At 62.1% G+C, this 20,378-nt stretch carries 19 protein-coding genes; 6 read left to right on the forward strand and 13 right to left on the reverse strand.

The window, feature by feature from the left end:
* The first annotated feature begins 21 nt into the window (after nucleotides 1-21).
* The 5 genes from BH93_RS19765 (at nucleotide 22) to BH93_RS19785 (ending at nucleotide 4,868) form a co-directional block, all read left to right on the forward strand.
* Complete coding sequence (locus BH93_RS19765; protein WP_197914440.1) at nucleotides 22-816, forward strand: 2-keto-4-pentenoate hydratase; 795 nt, start codon at nucleotides 22-24, stop codon at nucleotides 814-816.
* Nucleotides 817-949: 133 nt separating this feature from the next.
* Nucleotides 950-1,951 carry a VOC family protein gene (locus BH93_RS19770; RefSeq protein WP_037176173.1) on the forward strand — a complete coding sequence of 334 codons (1,002 nt, stop codon included), beginning with the start codon at nucleotides 950-952 and terminating at the stop codon, nucleotides 1,949-1,951.
* Between the two features lie 119 nt (nucleotides 1,952-2,070).
* Nucleotides 2,071-2,946 carry an alpha/beta fold hydrolase gene (locus BH93_RS19775; RefSeq protein ID WP_037176171.1) on the forward strand — a complete coding sequence of 292 codons (876 nt, stop codon included), beginning with the start codon at nucleotides 2,071-2,073 and terminating at the stop codon, nucleotides 2,944-2,946.
* 170 nt (nucleotides 2,947-3,116) lie between these two features.
* Nucleotides 3,117-4,301: a hydroxylase gene (locus BH93_RS19780; RefSeq protein ID WP_037176972.1), complete on the forward strand. Its 1,185-nt coding sequence runs from the start codon at nucleotides 3,117-3,119 to the stop codon at nucleotides 4,299-4,301.
* Between the two features lie 36 nt (nucleotides 4,302-4,337).
* Nucleotides 4,338-4,868, forward strand: a complete 531-nt coding sequence (locus tag BH93_RS19785; RefSeq protein WP_242459021.1) for a flavin reductase family protein — start codon at nucleotides 4,338-4,340, stop codon at nucleotides 4,866-4,868.
* Nucleotides 4,869-4,943: 75 nt separating this feature from the next.
* Here the strand turns inward: BH93_RS19785 and BH93_RS19790 are convergent, their stop codons facing one another.
* From BH93_RS19790 to BH93_RS19805, 4 genes are read right to left on the reverse strand one after another with little or no spacing between them, the layout of a single operon-like run.
* Nucleotides 4,944-5,720, reverse strand: coding sequence for a crotonase/enoyl-CoA hydratase family protein (locus BH93_RS19790; protein ID WP_052065585.1), 777 nt, complete (start codon nucleotides 5,718-5,720; stop codon nucleotides 4,944-4,946).
* The gene (locus tag BH93_RS19795) at nucleotides 5,717-6,484 is read right to left on the reverse strand and encodes an SDR family NAD(P)-dependent oxidoreductase (protein WP_037176169.1); all 768 of its coding nucleotides are present in this window, start codon (nucleotides 6,482-6,484) and stop codon (nucleotides 5,717-5,719) included. Before BH93_RS19795 ends, BH93_RS19790 begins: the two co-directional genes overlap by 4 nt.
* 25 nt (nucleotides 6,485-6,509) lie before the next feature.
* Nucleotides 6,510-7,670 (reverse strand): acyl-CoA dehydrogenase family protein, encoded by a 1,161-nt coding sequence (locus tag BH93_RS19800; RefSeq protein WP_037176167.1) that lies wholly within the window; start codon nucleotides 7,668-7,670, stop codon nucleotides 6,510-6,512.
* Nucleotides 7,671-7,703: 33 nt separating this feature from the next.
* Nucleotides 7,704-8,855 (reverse strand): thiolase family protein, encoded by a 1,152-nt coding sequence (locus BH93_RS19805; protein WP_037176166.1) that lies wholly within the window; start codon nucleotides 8,853-8,855, stop codon nucleotides 7,704-7,706.
* Nucleotides 8,856-8,979: 124 nt separating this feature from the next.
* Between BH93_RS19805 and BH93_RS19810 the strand changes: the two genes are divergently transcribed.
* Nucleotides 8,980-10,032 carry an acyl-CoA dehydrogenase family protein gene (locus BH93_RS19810; protein ID WP_037176164.1) on the forward strand — a complete coding sequence of 351 codons (1,053 nt, stop codon included), beginning with the start codon at nucleotides 8,980-8,982 and terminating at the stop codon, nucleotides 10,030-10,032.
* Between the two features lie 80 nt (nucleotides 10,033-10,112).
* Here the strand turns inward: BH93_RS19810 and BH93_RS19815 are convergent, their stop codons facing one another.
* From BH93_RS19815 to BH93_RS19855, 9 genes are all read right to left on the reverse strand, one after another.
* Nucleotides 10,113-10,922 carry a crotonase/enoyl-CoA hydratase family protein gene (locus BH93_RS19815; RefSeq protein ID WP_037176163.1) on the reverse strand — a complete coding sequence of 270 codons (810 nt, stop codon included), beginning with the start codon at nucleotides 10,920-10,922 and terminating at the stop codon, nucleotides 10,113-10,115.
* The gene (locus BH93_RS19820) at nucleotides 10,919-12,085 is read right to left on the reverse strand and encodes a thiolase family protein (protein ID WP_037176161.1); all 1,167 of its coding nucleotides are present in this window, start codon (nucleotides 12,083-12,085) and stop codon (nucleotides 10,919-10,921) included. The genes BH93_RS19815 and BH93_RS19820 overlap by 4 nt, the downstream gene beginning before the upstream one ends.
* A 29-nt stretch (nucleotides 12,086-12,114) precedes the next feature.
* A complete protein-coding gene (locus tag BH93_RS19825; protein ID WP_037176159.1) occupies nucleotides 12,115-13,638 on the reverse strand; it encodes a class I adenylate-forming enzyme family protein in 1,524 nt (507 codons plus the stop codon).
* A gap of 37 nt (nucleotides 13,639-13,675) precedes the next feature.
* Entirely contained in the window at nucleotides 13,676-14,863 is a 1,188-nt protein-coding gene (locus BH93_RS19830; protein ID WP_037176158.1) for an acyl-CoA dehydrogenase family protein, read from the reverse strand.
* A 49-nt stretch (nucleotides 14,864-14,912) separates the two neighbouring features.
* A complete protein-coding gene (locus BH93_RS19835) occupies nucleotides 14,913-15,713 on the reverse strand; it encodes an enoyl-CoA hydratase/isomerase family protein (protein WP_197914442.1) in 801 nt (266 codons plus the stop codon).
* Nucleotides 15,714-15,755: 42 nt separating this feature from the next.
* The gene (locus BH93_RS19840) at nucleotides 15,756-17,048 is read right to left on the reverse strand and encodes an FAS1-like dehydratase domain-containing protein (protein WP_037176963.1); all 1,293 of its coding nucleotides are present in this window, start codon (nucleotides 17,046-17,048) and stop codon (nucleotides 15,756-15,758) included.
* 87 nt (nucleotides 17,049-17,135) lie between these two features.
* On the reverse strand, nucleotides 17,136-18,653 hold the full coding sequence (locus BH93_RS19845; RefSeq protein ID WP_037176157.1) for a class I adenylate-forming enzyme family protein: 1,518 nt from the start codon (nucleotides 18,651-18,653) through the stop codon (nucleotides 17,136-17,138).
* A 16-nt stretch (nucleotides 18,654-18,669) separates the two neighbouring features.
* Entirely contained in the window at nucleotides 18,670-18,978 is a 309-nt protein-coding gene (locus BH93_RS19850; protein WP_155291068.1) for a hypothetical protein, read from the reverse strand.
* A 138-nt stretch (nucleotides 18,979-19,116) separates the two neighbouring features.
* Complete coding sequence (locus tag BH93_RS19855; RefSeq protein ID WP_037176155.1) at nucleotides 19,117-20,349, reverse strand: CaiB/BaiF CoA transferase family protein; 1,233 nt, start codon at nucleotides 20,347-20,349, stop codon at nucleotides 19,117-19,119.
* Between the last annotated feature and the right edge of the window lie 29 nt (nucleotides 20,350-20,378).

Consider the following 20,378-nt stretch of genomic DNA (forward strand, 5'->3'; position numbering starts at 1 on the left):
AGACGTGGGATCACGGTGAACGTGGCCCCCGGGGTAATCGACGCGGTCGCCGACCGCCTACAGAATGCCGCCACAGCAGGTATTGCCTGCAATCCGGTCATCGACCTGATCGGTACGAGCGACATCGATACCGCGTATGCGGTGCAGCAAACGCTCACCCGAAGACGGATCGCGTCGGGCGCTCGACTCATCGGGCGCAAGATCGGACTGACCTCGGTCGCAGTTCAAGCTCAGATCGGTGTCGACCGACCAGATTTCGGAGTGCTGTTCGACGACATGCGATTCTCCGACACCGACCTGATTCCTTTCGGCAGGTTGCTGCAACCCAAGGCCGAGGCCGAGGTCGCGTTCGTACTCGGATCCGATATCGACGACGCGTCCTCACCCGACGCGGTACGTGCTGCCGTCGAATTCGCCTATCCGGCACTGGAGATCGTCGATAGCCGAATCAAACAGTGGCAGATCGGTATCACCGATACCGTCGCCGACAATGCGTCTTCCGGAGTATTCGTCATTGGTGAAACCGGCTTCGGTCTCTCGGATGTGGAGCCTCGGGACGTCGTTATGACCATGAGGCGAAACGGCGAAGTCGTCTCTCGAGGCACCGGCAGAGATTGCCTTGGCGATCCCCTTGCCGCATTGGCGTGGCTGGCCACCACCGCTATCGATATCGGATCACCGCTTCGCGCAGGCGATATCGTGCTTTCGGGTGCACTGGGGCCAATGGTCACAGTCCATCCCGGCGATGTGTTCGAGGCCGACATCGACCCACTCGGTTCCATCTCGGCGCGCTTCTCTTTGGCCGAGAACAGCTGATGCCTCGCTGCGATCCCGGCAATTCAGGGACCGGAAACGGCGATCCTGTCCCGCTGGCCGGGACGCCCACCACGGTCGTCACCCGGCCGGAAATAGCGTTCCAACCCGTACTAACCACTCGAAGGAGAGCTCGATGACCATGTCCCACGATTACGACCCAGGTCCCCGAATTGCCCACGCGGGCAGCATCAATCTGGGAACCAAAAATCTCGAACGCTCGCTCTGGTTCTTCCGTGACCTTCTGGGGATGGAGGTCACCGCGCAAGCCGACGGTGTTGCATACCTTCGCGGATATCAGGAACTCACCCACCACTCGCTCGTGCTCACCCAGCAGACCGAATCGTTGGTGAACACCTACAGCTTCCGCGTCCAGCGCAAGCAGGACGTCGAGCTGTTCCAGAAACAGCTCGATCGCGAAGAGATCGAGTCGATCGAATTGGCCGCAGGCCACGAGACCGGTCGCGGCGAAGCGATCCGTTTTCTCCTGCCCGGCGGTGAGCACCCTATCGAGCTGTACTACGACATCGAGAAGCCACTTGCCGACGAATCGATCCGCTCGAAGCTGCCGAGCAACAGCTCACGTCGGCGCGGATTCGGAGTTCGGCGACTCGATCACCTCAACGTTCAGTGCAGCCCAGGCACGGTCAACCAAGCAGAGGGCTGGCTGCAGGAATCGCTCGGCTTCAAGCGCCGCGAGTTCGTGATGATTCCCGACCATCCCACGACTGTGATGGCATCGTGGTTGTCGGTGACTCCGCAGGTGCACGACATCGCCATCGGCATCAATCCGCACGACGAGAACGGCCAGTTCCACCACGTCGCGTTCAACATCGAGAACTTCGCCGACGTTCTCAGGATTGCCGACGAGGTCCGCGATCTGGATATCGAATACGGTGCCGGGCCGGGCAAGCACGGCGTCGGTCAGGCGATGTACCTCTACCTTCACGATCCCGGTTCGGGCCATCGAGTCGAGCTGTACTCGGGCGGTTACTTGATCTTCGATCCCGATTTCGAAGCCATCGAATGGAAGCTTCCCGAAATTTCTTATGGTCAGACGTGGTATGGCGACCTCCTCGACGTGGGACCCCAGGGCACCTTCCTGACCACTACGCCGTCCGCAGGCCTCAAGCCGTAACGGAGCCCGGCCGGTAGTCGCACGAAAGAAACTCCGACGCGTCTGCGCGATCACGCTCGTGCAGACGCGTCACGCACACCGAATCGGCAGCGATGAGGCTGCCAGAGAGGCTCCCACAGATGACGAGTCCAATCTCCTTCGAGTCCACGCGAAAGACCGCGCAGGTCGAGGACCTCACGTTCGCCTATCACGAAGCGGGCACGGGTGAGCCACTCATCATGCTTCACGGGTCCGGTCCCGGTGTCAGCGCCTGGTCCAACTTCCGGGACAATCTGCCGTTCTTCGCCAACGACTTTCGCGTCATCATGCCGGATCTTCCGGGCTTCGGCGGTACCGAACTTCCCCCGCTCGACGAGGTGTACACCGTCGCCGCGGCCAAGTGGATCGCCCGCTTCATGGACCATCTCGGAATCGAGTCCGCCCGTTTCGTCGGCAATTCCATGGGTGGGGCGGTGTCGGCCGAACTTGCGGCCTTGTACCCCCATCGGGTGAGGAGAATGGCGCTGATGGGTTCGGGCGGTATGTCCGTCGGGATCTTTCAGGCAGAGCCGAGCGAAGGCTTTCTCCGCTTGTTCGAGTTTCTCGAGGATCCGACCCGCGACCGCATGATCGGGTGGATCAAGACCATGGTGTTCGACAAGAAGCTCATCACCGACGAGTTGGTAGACCAAAGAATGCAGAATGCGCTCGCCGATGGAGTACTCGGCCGCACCAAGGCCATCTTCGGCTCCATGTTCAACCCCAAGAACCAGGCGACGTACACCCCGCTGTGGACCAAAGCCGCGTCGATCACCACCGACACACTGCTGCTGTGGGGACGCGACGACCGCATGCTTCCGTACGACCAAGCGCATTTCGCCACCAGATGGCTCCCGGAAGTGGAACTGCACACGTTCGCACACTGCGGCCATTGGATTCAGGTCGAGCGCAAGTCCGACTTCGAGCGCGTCGTGCAGGAATTCCTGACCCGTGAAGAACCGACCCCAGCACAGTGACGGTTCGTATCCAACAGACCCCACACACACTTCGCCACCTGTCAAAGCGAACATCCCGCTCACCGGGATCGCAAGGGCGATAGTCGGTTACGGGGTACACAATCGAGTAAAGCCCCTCCGCATCCGTCGGAACGGGGATGTATCGGTATCGAGAAACAGAGGTAGTCGACATGGTCCACGAAGTTGTCAAGCGCGTCGAAGAATTGGGCCCCGAACTGGCGGCTCTGGCCGAGGAGAACGAAAGCCTGGGCAAACTGAGCGACCAGACCGCGAGTCTGATGCGCCAGATCGGCGTCATGCGTTTGCTGCAGCCTTCCGATTTCGGTGGGTACCAGGCACACCCGCGTGACTTTGCCGAGGCGGTCATGGGAATCGCCAAGCACGACCCCGCAGCAGGCTGGGTTTCCGGAGTGGTCGGGGTCCACCCATGGGAACTCGCACAGATGGATCGCAAGTTGCAGCAGGAGATCTGGGGTGACGATCCGGACGTGTGGGTCGCGTCCCCGTACATGCCCAACGGTGTTGCCGATCCGACCGGTGACGATTCTTTCGTCCTCAGCGGCCGCTGGCCGTTCTCCTCCGGTGCAGATCATTGTCAGTGGGACTTCCTGGGTGCCATGAAGGGCAACGGATCCGGTGCGCCGATCATGCCGCCCGAGGTCATGCACGTCGTATTGCCGCGCTCGGACTACCAGATCATCGATGGCTCATGGGAGGTCGTTGGCCTGTCCGGCACCGGAAGCAAGGACGTCGTCGTCGACAAGGCCACCATCCCGGCCTATCGGACTGTGATGCAGTCGGATATCGCGGGTGGAGTTGCTGCGGCCCGCGCAGGACGCCACGACACCGTGTACAAGTTGTCCTTCGGTGTGATGTTCCCGCTCGGCATCACCTCAGCAGTCATCGGAATTTGTGAGGGCGCGCTGGCAACCCACCTCCAGATTCAGAAGGATCGCGTTGCCGTGACCGGTGTTCAGGTCCGCGACGATCCGTACGCGCTCTACGCAGCAGGACAGGCTGCATCGGAGATTGCCGCATCACGTACGCAACTGATCGACGGAATCAGCCGTTTGTACGACATCGTCGAATCCGGTGGTGAGCCGACAACGGAGGACAAGTCCAACCAGCGTCGCAATCAGGTTCGCTGCGCGTGGCGCGCAGTGCAGGCAGTCGACGCGATCTTCGCTCGATCAGGCGGCGGTGCCATCCGTAAATCGAGCCCGATGCAGCGGTACTGGCGTGACGCGCACGTGGGTCTGCAGCACATGATCCACGGTGACGGAGTTGCCTACCACTCCAACGCTCTGCACATGATGGAGCTCGACACTCCCCCCGGAATGCTCGTGATGCTCTGACCGTCAGTTCTACACAGTAATTCGAAAGGGGACAGGGTGGATTCGGAGTTGGGCACGCTGGATGGTCGCCACCTGCGCGACGTGATGGGCAACTTTCCCACGAGCGTCGTTGCAGTGACCGCTCTCGACCCCGAGAGCGAGCCGGTGGGAATGGTCGTCGGATCGTTCACATCGGTATCGCTCGACCCGCCCTTGGTATCCTTCCTCGCTGACCGTTCGTCATCGACACTTCCCAAAATTATTCTTGCCAAACGATTTTGCGCAAATGCGCTGGCGTCAGATCAAGAAGCCCTATGCCGCAAGATGGCGCGGCGTGGAGCAGACCGATTCGACGGCGTCGCCTGGGAACCGTCTGCGCTGGCGAACCCGATCCTGGAAGGAACGGTGGCCTGGATCGATTGCACCATCGAGAAAGTGGTCGAGCTCGGTGACCACGACCTGGTGGTCGGCCGTATCCACGACCTGAAAGTGGTATCGACGAAGACGCCTCTGCTGTTCTTCCGTGGCGGCTATGGCGATTACTTCTCGAGTTCTCAGCTACTGCTGGATAGCCACCGAAGCTGGTGAGAACAGAACGAACGGGCCGGTGACATCATTCACCGGCCCGTTCTCGTGTTGTCGCCTTCTGCTTTTCTGGCGGTTTCACGTTCCGTTCCACTTCGGTGGGCGGCGTTCGACGAATGCGGCAGGCCCCTCGATGGCGTCCTGGGAAGCGAACACCGGATCGGTGTATGCGCCTTGCACCGCGAAGGCCTCGTCATCGGTCAACGTTCTCGATGCAAGTGCAAATGCCTTGCTGGCCCGTACTGCCAGCGGTGCATTGCCGGCAATGGTCACAGCCAGTTCGCGGGCTACCGCGAGAGCTTCACCATCCTCGACAACACGATTGAGCATTCCGTGTCCGAGCGCCGTCCGGGCCGACATCGGTTGTCCGGTCAACAACAATTCCAACGCGACCGCACGCGGAAGTACACGTGGGGCGCGGAAGATGCCGCCGGCGCGAGCGGCGAGACCCCGCGTCACCTCGGGTAGACCGAACTGCGCACTCTCTCCTGCGACCACCAGATCCGAGGCCAGAACCAGCTCGAAGCCGCCTCCCAGTGCCCAACCCTCCACCGCAGCGATGAGAGGCTTTGTGGGAGGGGACTCCACTAGACCGCCGAACCCCCTGCCGTCGACGACCGGCCGTTCACCCAACTGAAAGCGCTTGAGATCCATACCGGCACAGAATGTTCCGCCGCTTCCGGTCAGAATCGCCACGTTCAGTTCCGGGTCTCGGTCCAAACGCAGCAGTGCCTCTGCGATGACGTGCGCGGCCGCCTTGGTCATCGCGTTTCGCTGTGCGGGCCGATCGATGGTGATGGTGAGGATTCCAGCCTCCGCTTCGACCCTGACTTCACTGTCCACGGCGTCGCTCATCGCGGTGCCATCCGGATCGCGCCATCGAGCCGAATGGTTTCACCGTTCACGTACGAATTACCGAGCAGGGTCACAGCCATTCCTGCGTAGTCCGCCGGCTGGCCGAGTCGCTTCGGGAACGGGACGCCCGCTGCGAGACCCTCGCGAATGTCCTCACGCAAACGCGCCAACATCGGTGTGTCGAACACTCCGGGGGCGATGGTGTTCACTCGAATACCAACACTGGCTAGATCGCGCGCGGCAACCAGGGTTATGCCGTGCACCGCCGCCTTCGAGGCTGTGTAGGACGTCTGACCGATCTGGCCGTCGAACGCAGCGACGGACGCGGTCAGGACGATGGCCCCTCGCTCTCCGTCGATCGGCTCGTTGCGAGAAACCCGGGCGGACACCAACCGAAGTACGTTGTACGTCCCGATCAAGTTCACCTCGAGCACATCGCGGAAGCTCTGCAACGGTGCAGGATTGCCCTCCTTGTCCAAGATCCGCAGACGATCCCCACCGCGGCCGGCGCAGTGCACGGCACCGCGAAGTGGACCGTGGGATTCCACGGCGTCGAGTGCGGCACCGAAGGAATCTTCGTCGGTGATGTCCACGGCGACGAAAACCGCGGCGTCGCCGAGGCCTTTTGCGGTCATCTCACCGTCCGACGTGGGTAGATCGGCAATGACGACCCGGCCGCCCGCCTCGACTATTGCGGTTGCCGTTGCCGCGCCGAGTCCGGATGCGCCGCCGGTGACGAGAAAAGTGTTGTCTGTGAGCTTCATCGAGAATCGTATTCTTTCTTCGCAGTCAGGACGGGTAGCGGTTTGCCAGATCCCGGCCGATGATTTCCTTCATGATTTCGGTGGTGCCACCGACGATGGTTTGGACACGCGCGTCTGCGTAAGCGCGCGATATGGGGTATTCGTCCATATAGCCGTATCCGCCGAACATCTGCAGACACCCGTCCGTGACGCGCTTCTGCAATTCGGTGGTCCACCACTTGGCCTTCGCCCCCAAGGTGGCGTCGAACGTGCCGTCGTTGTATGCCAGGATGCTCTGCTGAAGAAAACTGCGGGTTATCTCGACCTCGGTTGTCATTTCGGCGAGCTTGAACCGAGTGTTCTGGAAGTCGACTATTCTCTGGCCGAATGCTTTTCGCTCGCTTGTGTACTTCAGCGTCCACTCCAATGCCGCTTCGGCTGCGACGAGAGCGCGCCATGCGATCGACAACCGCTCGAGCGGCAACTGGGCGGTCAGGTGATGGAATCCGCGGCCTTCCTCACCGACGAGATTCGACAGCGGCACGCGCACATCGGAGAAAGCGATCTCGGCAGTATCCTGGGCGTGCAAACCGAGTTTGCGCAACTTCTGCCCCCGTGCGAAACCTGGGGTGTCGGTCGGAACCAGAATGAGCGAAAGTTGCGGCCTACCCTCTTTCTCTCCCGTCCGGGCCGCGGCCAGAACCACATCCGAGGAGAAGCCGCTGGTGATGAACGTCTTCGCTCCGTTGATCACCCACTCATCACCATCGCGGACCGCTGTGGTCTTCATCCCGCGGAGATCGCTGCCCGCGGCAGGTTCGGACAGCGCAATCGACGCGACGGTCGAACCGTCTGCCATACCGGGTAGCCACGTCTGCTTATGCTCGGTTGTGCCGAAGGTGGTCAGGTAGGACGCGACGATGTCATCGTTGATGGAAAAGGCCGAAGCAAGTGCCGCGGCCCCCACTCGTGCGAGTTCCTCCTGCACGACACAGCGAAAGCGATAATCAGCTGCACCTCCACCGCCGAATTCTTCGGGTATCCGGATACCGAGAATGCCCTGAGCGCCAGCTGCCTTCCACACGATTCGTCCCGTACTTCGCTCCTCCTCCCAGCGATCGAGATTCGGGGTTACTTCTCGGCTCACGAATTCGCGGACGGACGCACGAAAGGCCGAATGGTCGGCATCGTAAAAATTCTCTGGCATGGTCGATCTCCCGGTCTTTTCGCTGTCGACGAGTCAGTCGACGAGTTCGTAGATGGTTGCGTTCGCAGTACCGCCGCCTTCACAGATGGTCTGAAGCCCATATCGGAGCCCTCGATCGCGCATGTGGTTGATAAGGCGAGTGGTCAGAATGGCACCCGATGCCCCCAGCGGATGGCCGACCGAGATGGCACCGCCGAGCGGATTGACCCGCTCCGGGTCCGCGCCCAGTTCGATTTGCCAGGCGAGCGGTACCGGTGCAAAGGCTTCGTTGATCTCGATTGCTCCGATGTCGCCGATGGTCAACCCTGTGCGAGCGAGCACCCGTTGCGTCGCGGGTATGGGCGCGGTCAACATCATCACCGGATCGGCACCGACGACGGAGCCGGCCAGAATCCGGACGATCGGCGTCAACCCGAGCTGCCGCGCTTTCTCTGGTGTCGTGATCAGCACGCCCGCTGCGCCATCAGAGATCTGAGAGGCGTTGCCCGCGTGTATGACGCCGTCTTCGCGGAACGACGGCTTCAGCTTGGCCAACGTCTCCGGGGACGTGCCACGGCGCACTCCCTCGTCCACCGTCAATTTCGCGTCGAGCGTATCGACACCCACCAATTGAGAGTCGAATGCACCGCGGTCGATCGCTGCCGCAGTCAGTCGGTGCGAGCGGGATGCGTACTCGTCCAGTATGAGTCGAGTCAGACCCCACTTCTCGGCGATCATCTCGGCACCGGTCCCCTGATCGAGTCCGTCGACGCCGAAGCGGTCGAGTACCGTCTGACCGTAGGGGAACCCCGATGCACGGGTTGCGCCGAGCGGGACCCTGGACATCGATTCGACTCCACCGGCGACTGCGATGTCGTAGGCGCCCGACATCACGGCATGCGCGGCCGACTCGATGGCTTGTTGTCCTGACCCGCACGCGCGGTTGATAGTGGCCGCGGGTACCGATTCGGGCCACCCGGCAGCCAGGGTTGCGAAACGTCCGACATTGCTCGACTGGTCACCCAGTTGCGTGACACACCCCCACATCACGTCGTCGATGGTTCCTGGATCTATTCCGCTGCGCTGCACCAATTCACGGAGGACGAGTGCCGAGAGATCTACGGGATGAATTCCGCTCAGCGATCCGTTTCGCTTCCCGATTGGCGTGCGTACTGCCTCGACGATCACTGCTTCTCGGACCTGCAAGTGACTGCTCCGATCGATGTAGCTGAAGTAGCGAGAGATGAAAGAGTGGCATCGACAGCCACGATCGCTACTCAAAAGATAGATTACATGGTTAACTACGTCAAACACTGTTTAGGAGAGTTCCATGGACTTCGCGCTGAGCGATGAACAAGACGCCCTCGCCGCAGCCGAACGCGCCTGGCTGACCAAGAACAACCCGATCACTTCCCGCCGGAGCACGATCGACGACGGTCCGGCGCGTCTGCGGTCCGAGGACCTCCGACATTTGCGCGACTCTGGCCTGGCAGGTCTGTTGACCGAGAACATGGGCGGCACGCACGTCGATCTCGCCGTCCTGGTGGAAGAGCACGGTCGCGCGGGAAGCGCGATTCCGCTCGCCGAATTATCCATTGCAGCAGGCCTTCTCGAGTTTCTCGACCACCCGATGAGGGAGAGCGCCGAATCGGGAGACGAACTCGTTGTGCCGGTGGCGGCCGCGATCGACAACGCCACGATCACCGCGAGCATCGACGACGACACGCTGCGGCTGCAGGGCAGGAGCGCTCCGGTGAGCGGAGCGATCGACGTCGGCCACGTACTGATATTGGCGCAGTGCCGCGACGGAATCGAAGTTGCCGCGGTACTGCCGGTCGGTGCGGTCGAGGTGACTCCGCTCGACACACTCGATCTGACCAGGTCCTGGTCCGTGGTCGATATCGACGTAACTCTCGAAGTCGACCAATGGTACGGACTGCCCTCGGGTACAACTGATTTCGTTCACGATCAGCTTGCTACCTACCGGGCATTCGACGCCCTCGGTGCCGCCGCACGCCTGGTCGAGGACAGCGTCGACTATACGAAGAGTCGAACGCAGTTCGGTAAGCCCATCGCGTCGTTCCAGGCCGTCAAACACCATTGCGCGAACATGGCGTTGTCCGTCGAAACAGCACGTGCGGCGCTGTGGGCTGCGGCGGTCGCCCTCGACGACAGATCACCCGAGCGCACAGCTGCGGTGTCTGCCGCTGCCGCCTACACAGGCGAAGGCACGAGCACCGTCGCTCAGACAGCTCTTCAGGTACACGGCGGAATCGGCTTCACCTGGGAACACCACCTTCATCTGCTGATGCGCCGGATCAAGGTCGACGAGCTGCTCGATGGAACAGTATCGTTCCATCGACGCCGGCTCGTTCAGGTCTGAGTCGCCGAACCCCGAAAGGCGGGAAGCGCTTTCGGTTCCCGCCTTTCCTGAAGTCCGAACTCTGAACGCAGTCCGAGTTACTAGCGAGCCTGCCAAACGGGCTGCCGCTTCTCCGCGAACGCTCGCGGACCTTCCTTCGAGTCCTCGGTCGTGCGCAGTAGGTCCCACTCGGTCGCGGACAGCGCCCACTTGTGATCCTCATCGGAACGGGTGCCGTCGACAATGCCGTACGCGATTCGTTTGCTGGCCTGCACCGACAGGGGTGCATTCACGGCAATCCTCTGAGCGAGCTCGACCGCGGCCTCGACCGTGCGTCCCTCCTCGACGACTTGGTTGATCAATCCGCATTCGAGTGCTCGCTCGGCGCTGATCGGGTCGCCGGTGAAGATCATCTCCATGGCCAGTCTCTGCGGAATCTGGGCTGGAAGTCTGAACACCCCGCCGGCACCGGCAAGCAATCCGCGCTTGACCTCGGGTAGGCCGAACGTTGCGTTGGTGGATGCCACGATCAAGTCGGCGGACAGTGCCAACTCCGTGCCGCCTCCGAGGGCCGAGCCGTTGACCGCCGCTATCGTCGGCTTCTGAACGAGATGCTTGACGAATCCGGCAAAACCCCATTCCGCGTGACCTGGGGCGTACGTGCTTTCGCCTCGCGCAATCGCTTTCAGGTCCGCGCCGGCACAGAACGACTTGTCACCGGCGCCGGAGACGACGATGACGCGGACGTCTCGATCGGCTTCCGCCTCCTCGAGGGCTGCCCCTACTGCGGCACTGACGGCACTGTTCACGGCGTTACGTGCGTCCGGACGGTTGATGGAAATGATCATGACGTTTCCGGAGCGCTCCACGAGGGCAGCTGGGCGCTCCGGGGTCGTGGTTTCTTCGGTCATGGTGTTACCTCTCGGATCGGGTCGATCAGTTCGAGGATCGTGGCATTGGCTTGGCCGCCGCCCTCGCACATCGTCTGAAGGCCGTACCGAATGTTGTTGCGACGCATGTGGTGAATCATGTCGGTCAGGATCCGGGCACCCGAACCGCCGAGGGGATGTCCCAGAGCTATAGCGCCGCCGTTCGGATTCAGCTTCTTCGACTCGACGCCGATTTCCTTCTGCCATGCCAGCGGCACCGATGCGAAGGCTTCGTTCACCTCGAAGACCCCGATGTCGTCCACCGTCAGTCCCGATTTGTCGAGCGCCTTCGCCGTCGCGGGGATCGGCGCGGTGAGCATGATGACGGGATCGGCGGCCGCGACGACCGCCGTGTGGATCGCGGCGATAGGCGTCAACCCATGTGCGCGAGCAGCGTCTTCACTCATGATCAGCAACGCCGCGCACCCGTCCGAGATCTGCGAGGCATTGCCTGCATGGATGACGCCGTCTTCTTTGAAGACGGTCTTCAGGGACGCCAGCTTCTCGACAGTGGTTCCGCGACGGATACCTTCGTCTCTTCTGACGACGGTGCCGGCCGGGGTAGTGATCGGAACGATCTGCTCGTCGAACCACCCTGCGTCCTGCGCCGCGGCCGCTCGCTCGTGAGACCGTGCGGAGAATGCGTCGAGGTCGGTGCGGCTCAAGTTCCACTTCTCGGCGATCATTTCGGCGCCCACACCCTGATTGGGTGCCACCTCGTATCGCGTGAGGAAGCCGGGACCGTACGGACTGCCGCCGACTTTGCCTGCGGAACCCATCGCAACCCGAGACATCGATTCGACACCGCCTGCGACCACTACCTCGTAGTGACCCGCTTCTACACTGGCGACGGCGAAGTTCAGTGCCTGTTGCGAGGATCCGCATTGGCGGTCGATCGTGACACCGGGAACCGAATCCGGCCACCCCGCCGACAAGACTGCATTTCTCGCGATGTCGTTGGCCTGATCACCGAGCTGCTGAACACATCCCCAAATTACATCGTCGACGATCACCGGATCGATCCCTGCGCGTTCGACGAGCGCGTTGAGCACTGCCGCAGACAGATCGGCTGGGTGGACATCTGCGAGGCCACCGTTCCTCTTACCGACGGGGCTTCTGACGGCTCCGACAATTACTGCGGACATACTTGCTCCTTCGAAAGTTGGTTCTTCGGTCAGGCGTTCTGAACGCGAGCGGATTCGAGGTCCGCGACGAGCTCGAGTACGCGGCGTCGGTCGACTTTGAGCGAGGCCCCACGCGGCAAGGACGCGACAGTGTGAATATCGACCGGAACCTCGTAACCGGTCAGCCGGTGACGGACGAATTCGCGGAGTTCGCTCTCGCTGACGTCGGGAGCCCCCGCCACCAACTCCACCACCGCAATCGGAACTTGACCCAGCCGCTCGTCATCCCTGCCGAACACCGTGGCATCGTGCACCGACGGATGCGCGCGCAGGGCATTGCACACCGTTTCGGGCTGAATCTTGAAGCCGCCGCGCACGATGGCATCATCGGCACGGCCGTCGATGTACAGGAAGCCGTCCGTGTCCAGGTGAGCGAGGTCGCTGGTCCGAAGCCAGCTGCCGGCCCCGGCACCGACCTGAGGTGCCGATACTTCGAGTCGGCCGGTCTCCCCCACCGCCAGGACCGAACCGTCGGTAGCCACGGTGCGCATGGCCACTCCGGGGAACGGCTTTCCGACACTCCCCCGTTTCGCCTTCCACCATTGTTCGATCAGCGGCCGTGTCCATCCTGCGACGGCACCTCCGAACTCGGTGGCTCCGTAGACGATCATGACGGGGATGTCGAACTTCTCGGTGAACTCGTCGGCCAGATCAGGGCTGACGAACGTTGTTCCCGCCGTTACGGCACGCAGGCTCGTGAGCTTCTCTTTCGGGACGTCGGCACCGAGAACTGCGCGCATGGCCGCCGGGGGAAGACTGGCTATCGCCAGTCGATGCTCGAATACGGCATCGACCCAGCCCTCGACTGTGAATCGGGGTAGCAGCACGAACGGGCGCGCCTCGGTCAACGACTGAATAACGCTCCACATGCCGCCGATATGCACGATAGCGAGCGTCACGAGCGCGGCCTTACCGCTGAGCGGTTCGCGGATCTTGCCCGCCGCCCCGGTGTGCCGGTGAACTGCCGACATTGCCGACTCGAGCTGGCGCCATGTCAGCGGAATTCGTTTGGGCGTTCCGGTCGTCCCCGAGGTGAACATCTCCACGGCGACTGGATCTTCGGGCTGCAGCGGATGCGAGTCGAGGACGGTGGACGGCCCGGGGATGCGTACGACTTCTGCACCGTCCACCGCGAATCCGACGACACCAGCAGCGGAGACACCCGCAGAGAATTCTGCGCTGTCCCAGTCGCTTTGCGGTGCCAACACCACGGGTGGCCGGGACGCCACGACGTCTGCCAGGATCCGGACCATGGGTTGCATCGGATTCAACGTCACCACTGTCCGTCCGCCGCCCAGAATCGCGATCAGAGCAGCGACCGTCTCGACGCGGTTTGACACCACCACCCCGATTCGGGAGCCTTCTCCGCATCCGAGGTCGGTGAGGGCGGCGTCGATGCGCTCGGCCGTCTCTCGCACCTGTCCCCACGTGTACCAGCGCTTCTCCTGCTGGATCATTCGGGCGTCGCCGGGGGCCGACCACAGCTGTTTCAACGCTTGTCTGATACTCGTCATGAATTTGCGCCCTCGCTCGGATGGTCGATCAGGTCAACTAGCGTGGCATTCCGAGGCCACGCTCGGCGATGATGTTCCGCATGATCTCCGAGCTCCCCCCAGCAATCGTGAACGCACGCGCGTACAGGAATTCGTCCTGCCATCGTCCAGAATCGAACACATTGTTGTCACCCTCGACGAGAATGCCTGCCTCGCCACTCAATTCGAGCGCAAACCTCTGCACCTCGACTCCGATCTCACTGAAGAACAGCTTGGCCATCGGTGCGTCGTACGCTCGCTCCGACTTGCGCGACCACCGACTGATGTTGGCGTAGACCAACGCGGACAGAGCGGAAATCGACGCATCCAACTGGCCGAGTCGGTCCTGCACATACCCGTCCTCGATCGCAGGTCGCCCGTTCCGCTCGACGCGACGCGCCAGATCCTTCAGCGCTTCGACGCTCTGCCGCAGTCGAACAGCGTTCGCTGCCACACCTGAGCGTTCATGCGACAAGCTCGAATTGGCAACGGTCCAGCCCTGATTCAATTGTCCGACCAGAGCGTCGGGCGTCAGAACCACATCGTCGAGGAATACCTCGTTGAAGTCGGACGTACCTGTCATTTCGCGCAGCGGTCGGATGTCGACACCAGGAAGCGACATGTCCACGATGAACGCACTGATGCCCTTGTGTTTGGGCGCATCGGGATCGGTGCGCGCAAGCATGTACCCGTAGTCGGACCAATGCCCGTTGGTCGTCCACACCTTCTGCCCGGTGACCCGAAAACCCCCGTCTTCGGTCCGCACGGCTTTGGTGCGAAGCGAGGCCAGGTCGCTACCGGACCCAGGTTCGCTGAACAGCTGACACCAGACCTCCGAACCCGCCCTGATTCCCGGTAGATACTTCGTCCGCTGCTCGTCGGTACCGAAGTCGAAGAGCGCGTGGGCGATCAGGTTGCCCGCGCCGGGCAGGACGGACGCGCGGGCACGGGCAATCTCCTCGCCCACGACGACACTGCGTTCAGCGCTGTGCTCTGCACCGGCTCCGCCGTACTCGGTCGGCCAGTCGCCACCGAAGTATCCGGCCGCGAAGAGCTTCCCCGTCCAGTTCTTCAGCAGACCCAGTTCCTCGGCCGTCTCGGCGCAGCGCACGCCGGCCTTCGGTGCGATGTCAGGTGCATTCGCAGCCACGAACTGACGGACCTCGAGCCTGAACTTCTCGAGGTCCGGGGTCATTCCGTAATCCATCTCACGCCCCTTCGGTCGTAGGTCTGATACCTCTTGTCGCGCACACTGGTCAGCGGACCTCGTACGAGCGGGTCGGCACCTGAGATCGATCGATCTGAGCCTTGCCGATCGGATTACCGATCATCGTGTACGGGAGCGCCGTTGCCAGAGCATGGGTGCGGCCGACGTCCTTCGATTCCCAGATCGCGCGCACGGTTCCCTGGATTGCAGCGGGTGGCTTTGCTGCAATTTTCCTGGCGAGCACCGCCGCACGCGACCACAGCAGGTCACGGGAAACGACCTCGCTGACGAAACCGATCTGATGAGCACGCTGGGCAGACATGCGTTCGTCGAGTCCGAGCAATGCCATCCGCAACACTTCCCCAATCGGTATGCGGTGAGCCAGACCGATGGGTTCGAGCGCTGCCACGAGACCGTACGACACATGCGGGTCGAAGAACTGCGCGTCATCACTGGCAATGATGAGATCCGCCTCGTTGAGCCAGTAGAGTGCGCCGCCCGCGGCGAGACCGTGCACCGCACAGATCAGCGGCTTCCAGCACTTGTTGTGCTTGGGCGAGAGGTCAACGCCCGGATCCCGCTTGCTGAAAGGATTGTCCGCCAGATAGGTACCCTCTTTGACGTCCATCCCGGTGCTGAACGCGCGGTCACCGTTCGCCCGGAGCACGATCGCATGGACGTCGTCGGTCAGATCGGCGAAGCTCCACAGATCGCGGAACTCCGCACGCATAGCGTTGGTGAACGAGTTCATCCGGTCGGGCCTGTCCAAGGTGATCGTCAGTACCTGATCTTCCAGCTCCGCGATCACCGTGGTCAAACTCTTCAACTCGCCGATACTGGTCAGGCTCACGCTGTCTCCTCGGATTGTTGTGGAACGAACACAGCCGTCATCTCAGGACTGTGTACGACGCTTTTCTGCCCGTAACTGCCCATGCCGCACCAGCATTTTCGCCGCGATGGCGCTCAAATCTGCTGGTGGCGTTCGCAGTCCGGCCAACCCGGTCTCGCGGCTGGGCAGCGAGACCGTTGCCGTTGCCGGGCAGGTCTCCTCACCACGTTGGCTGGTCCCACGGAATTCGAGATCGACCAAGTATCGATCGCCCTCTTGCCGTTTGCCCACGACCTCACCGGTGAAACGGTGCGTGTCGCCGAGGTAGTTGAACTTGCGCATCTGGCTCGACATCGTTTCGATCCAGCCGTCGTCACCGATCCAGTCGGTCAGGAAGTGAGTGAGCCAGCAGTCTCGCAACATTCCGTAGTCGTACGATGTCGGAAGTCCGATGGACCGTGCGTATTCCGCATCCCAGTGGATCCGTTGTGCGACATCGGGTATGCCTTGCTCGTTGGGTATGTAGAAAGCACCGATCCGCTGGCGGTTCCGGTAGGCAAGCCGTCCTGTGCAGGGGGTGTAGGGCGCGAAACCGTAACCACCGGAATGAAATACGACCATGTCCGTAGTTGTCAGAGGCCCTTTGGCCATCAGACCGAGAGGCTCCCCCACGACCACGTCCTCCCAATACCTGGGCTCGGCACCGCGGCGGACCTCGGCCTCGTAGATCGCATCGATCTCCGCGATCTCCTCCGGGGTGTACGACGCGGGTTCGATGGTGTCGTATTTCTTGCGCTTCTTCGACTCGTGTCGTTCGGTGTGAATCGTGATCACTCGCTGGATTTGCACGATCTCCGCGCGCTGGTTGAACTGAACATGGATCCTAGTCACGACGAGGGAGCGACCCGCAAACTCCGATTCCTTGAGTTCGACGTTGTCGAATCCCTGGAAGGAATACACCGCATCACCGTCGTAGACCGGCTGGTACCACTCGGTGGTGGAGCCCGAGACGAACACGTGAATCCCACGGAACGGTGGTCGACGCTGTTCCTTCGGCACTCGATCGGCCAACAGATCCTTCGTCACGGCGATGTTGATCATCGGCGGAGCAATCTGCCCGCCCCACCGCGTGTCGAGACCGTACTCCTCGTCGACAAAAAGGGGGTTGTCGTCACCGTAGCTGCGCGCGAATGCGCGCATGACATCCGGAGTGGCACGGGAGAACTGGTCACGTTGTGTCACCGCGTGGTAGATACCGACCAGATCGCGGGCACGCTGGATGTCGGATTCGAGGAAGCTGAAGGTTTCTTCCTTCTCGCCCGCCTCGGTCGTCCTGTCGGTCGTCTCGGTACTCATGAAATCCTCCGTGATCGTTGCGGTGCCTTCGATGCGGTACCGGCGCATGGGTTGTCCGGGTACATCAGGAGTGAAGAACCGCGGGAACTAGACACCCGTGGCCTGCTCGGTCAGTCGTTCGACCACGTGCCGGCGCACCAGCTTGCCGGTTTCGGTACGCGGTAACTCGTCCCAGTAGACGATGTTCTCGGGAGTTCGACTGCTGCGCAGAGACGATCGAACGAACTCCCGCAGATCTGCGGCGTCGACCGACATGCCCGGCCGAAGCACGACGGCGGCTTCGATGCGCTGGCCCCACTCCGGGTCCGGAACGCCGACGACGGCGACGTCGAGCACGGCAGGGTGCCGAAGCACTACCTCCTCGATCTCGGCTGGAGCGATGTTCTCCGCGCCCCGGATGATCGTGTCGTCCACCCGCCCGCCGACGAACAGAAAGCCCTCGTCGTCGATGAAACCTTTGTCCCGGGTGTCGAAGAATCCGCGATCGTCGACCATTCGCCCGATGCCGGCGTATTCCGCGGATACCTGGTCGCCGCGAACGCAGATTCGACCCATCTGGTTCGGACCGAGAACCTCGTCGAACGCATCTCTGATCTCGAGGTCGATTCCGGGAACAATTCGGCCGACCGATCCGAGTCGTGCCCGAACGGCATCGTCATCGCTGTCGATCGCAGCTCGGTGATCGTCCGGCCCGAGAACGGCGATGGTGGAACTCGTTTCGGTGAGTCCGTACGCGTTGACGAAACCTACATCGGGCCACATCGCAAGCGCCTTCTCGATGACCTGCGTGGGCATCGGGGCACCGCCGTAGGCCAAGCCTTGCAAGGTGGGGACAGCCTTGTCCACGTCCGCTTCGACCACCCGAGAGAGCATCGTCGGCACGACGAGAGCGTTGGTCACACCTTCCGTTCTGGCAGTGTGCAGCCACTGCGCCGGGCTGAACTGCTCGAGCACCACCGTCCGCCGCCCGGCGTACAGATTGGTGATCACGTTCGCCACCGCCGCGATGTGATACGGCGGCACACTGACCAGAGCACAATCGGACGCGTCGGCAGAGGCGAACTCGACCGATCCGAGTACGTAGGACGAGAGGTTCTCGTGGCGTAGGAGCACGCCTTTGGGGGCCGACGTCGTTCCGGAGGTGTAGATGATGACGGCCGGAGCCTGGTCGCCGTCACTCTCGGCGGCCTCATCGAATCCCTCGACCACCGATTCTGCTGTACTCGACAGTTCCGCCAGCCACTGCTCGGGAGAGCGAACCGAGAGTCCTGCGCGCACAGGGGCGTCCGTCTGTTCCGTTCCAGCGAGCGCGAGTGCGCGGGGATGGTTGGCCAACAACGCATCCAGCTGCTCCCGGCCGAGCCGATAGTTGACCGGCACCAACGGAACTCCAGCTCGCGCGGCTGCGAACATCGCGACGGGAAACGCCGGACCATTCACGGCCAGATAGACCAGTGCGTCTGCCCCTCTGTCGACAATCTCGGCTGCACCCACCGCGGCGAGCCGGTGTATCTGTGCGGCGGTGAGACCGGTATCCCGGGTGCCCACGACGATCCGATCGGCGAAGCCGTCCACTGCCATGTCCAACAACAACGTGATGTTCATCCGACACTCACTTCGGTCAGTCCGATGACGGAAGCGGCTTGGCCGCCTTGATCGTGAGTGCGACACCGTCCACTTCGAGAGCACCCCGACCTGGCTTGGTGCACAACACTTCCACGCCGACAGCCTCGTCCACGTACCGCTTTCCCAGCACGGCACCGCCGACCTTCGAGAGCTCGATCTGCGAACCGTCACCGGTCGGCTTGGCTCCGACGACCATCTCGACACCGCCGCATGTAAGAGAAACCTCGACGGCGGGGGCGCGCACGACGATCACCGAAGTGGTGTCGAGCGCACTACCCAACGATTGACCGACCTTGAGATTCACGACTTCCTCCATTCGAGCGGGACCGGGTGTCTCCGACACACCGCCCCGGGCACTCTCAGACGAGAGCGTTGGTGACTTGTATAACAAAGTACTACAAGTGAGACGGTCTCTGAACCCGTGTGTTCCGGTGAGTGGCCATCAGGTAACAGCTCCGGCGATCTTGAGTTCGATCAGTTGCTCGTCGTCGAGTCCCAGCTCACGCAGGATGTCGTCGGTGTGTTCTGCGAACTGGGGCGCGCGCCTCATCTGCACCGGCTGATCGTCGAATTTGACCGGATTGGCCACCAGCTTCTGGGCCACTCCATCTGCATCGACGATATCCGTGATGCGGCCGTTCGCTATCAGAGCGGCGTCGTTGCCGACGTCCCAGCTGTTCTGTACCGGGGCCCATGGACCGCCGAGACCGGTCAAGTCGACCAGCCACTCGGCGTACGAACGAGTGGCGAAGGCCTCGGCGAACCAGTCCCCGATCTGTTCGGCATGCTGAAAGATCCCGTCCATCGTCGAGAAGCGAGCGTCGTCGACCAGGTGCTCGAGACCGATGGCAGTGACGAACTCGTTCCAGAATCGCGTGGGTTGCAGCATCGAGAACTGAAGCCACCGACCGTCGGCGGTCCGATAGGAGCCGGTGAGCGGATTGCCCGCTGCGGCAGTCTTTTTCCGCTTGACCTTCGGCAATGGTCCACCCGAACTCAAGGCTAGATTCACCGAGAATTGAGTTGCCCAGGCCGCCACACCCAGGAGCGATACGTCCACCTCGGACGGTTCTCCCGTTCGCTCACGGCCGAGCAGCGCCGCCGCGATTCCGCCGGCTATCGTCATACCGCCGATATTGTCGCCGTACGCTCCGGCGGGCATGAACGCCATCGAGTCCGCGTCCTCTGCCATGACGCCGTCGGCGCTACCACCGCGCGCCCAGAACCCGGTGGCGTCATAGGCACCCTTGTCCGAATCCGGACCCTGACTGCCGAATCCGCTTCCGGTGACGTACACGATGTTCGGGTTGATCGCACGTACGTCCTCGACTGTGATGCCGAGCTTGGTGCGCACACCGGGCAGGTAGTTGGTCAAGAAGACATCGCTGCGCCGGATCAGTTCCTCGAGCACCGGACGCGCTGCGGGATTGGACAGGTCGATTCCGATGCTGCGCTTGCTACGGTTCGGGCCCTCCATGATCGGCGCGAAAGACGAGCCTTCCTTGCCTGCGGTATGACCGAGCACTCGGACCAGTCCGCGCTGGGGGTCACCGGTTTCCGCATGCTCGACCTTGACGATGTCGGCGCCCCAATCCGCCAGCACTGCACCCGCAGCGGGAACGTAGGTGAATTGAGCGACCTCGAGAATTCGGTAGCCCTCCAGTGGACGATGCATGAAAACTCCTCTTACGGAATATGTTCTGT

The organism is Rhodococcoides fascians A25f, from assembly GCF_000760935.2.
In the GTDB taxonomy this organism is placed as follows: domain Bacteria; phylum Actinomycetota; class Actinomycetes; order Mycobacteriales; family Mycobacteriaceae; genus Rhodococcoides.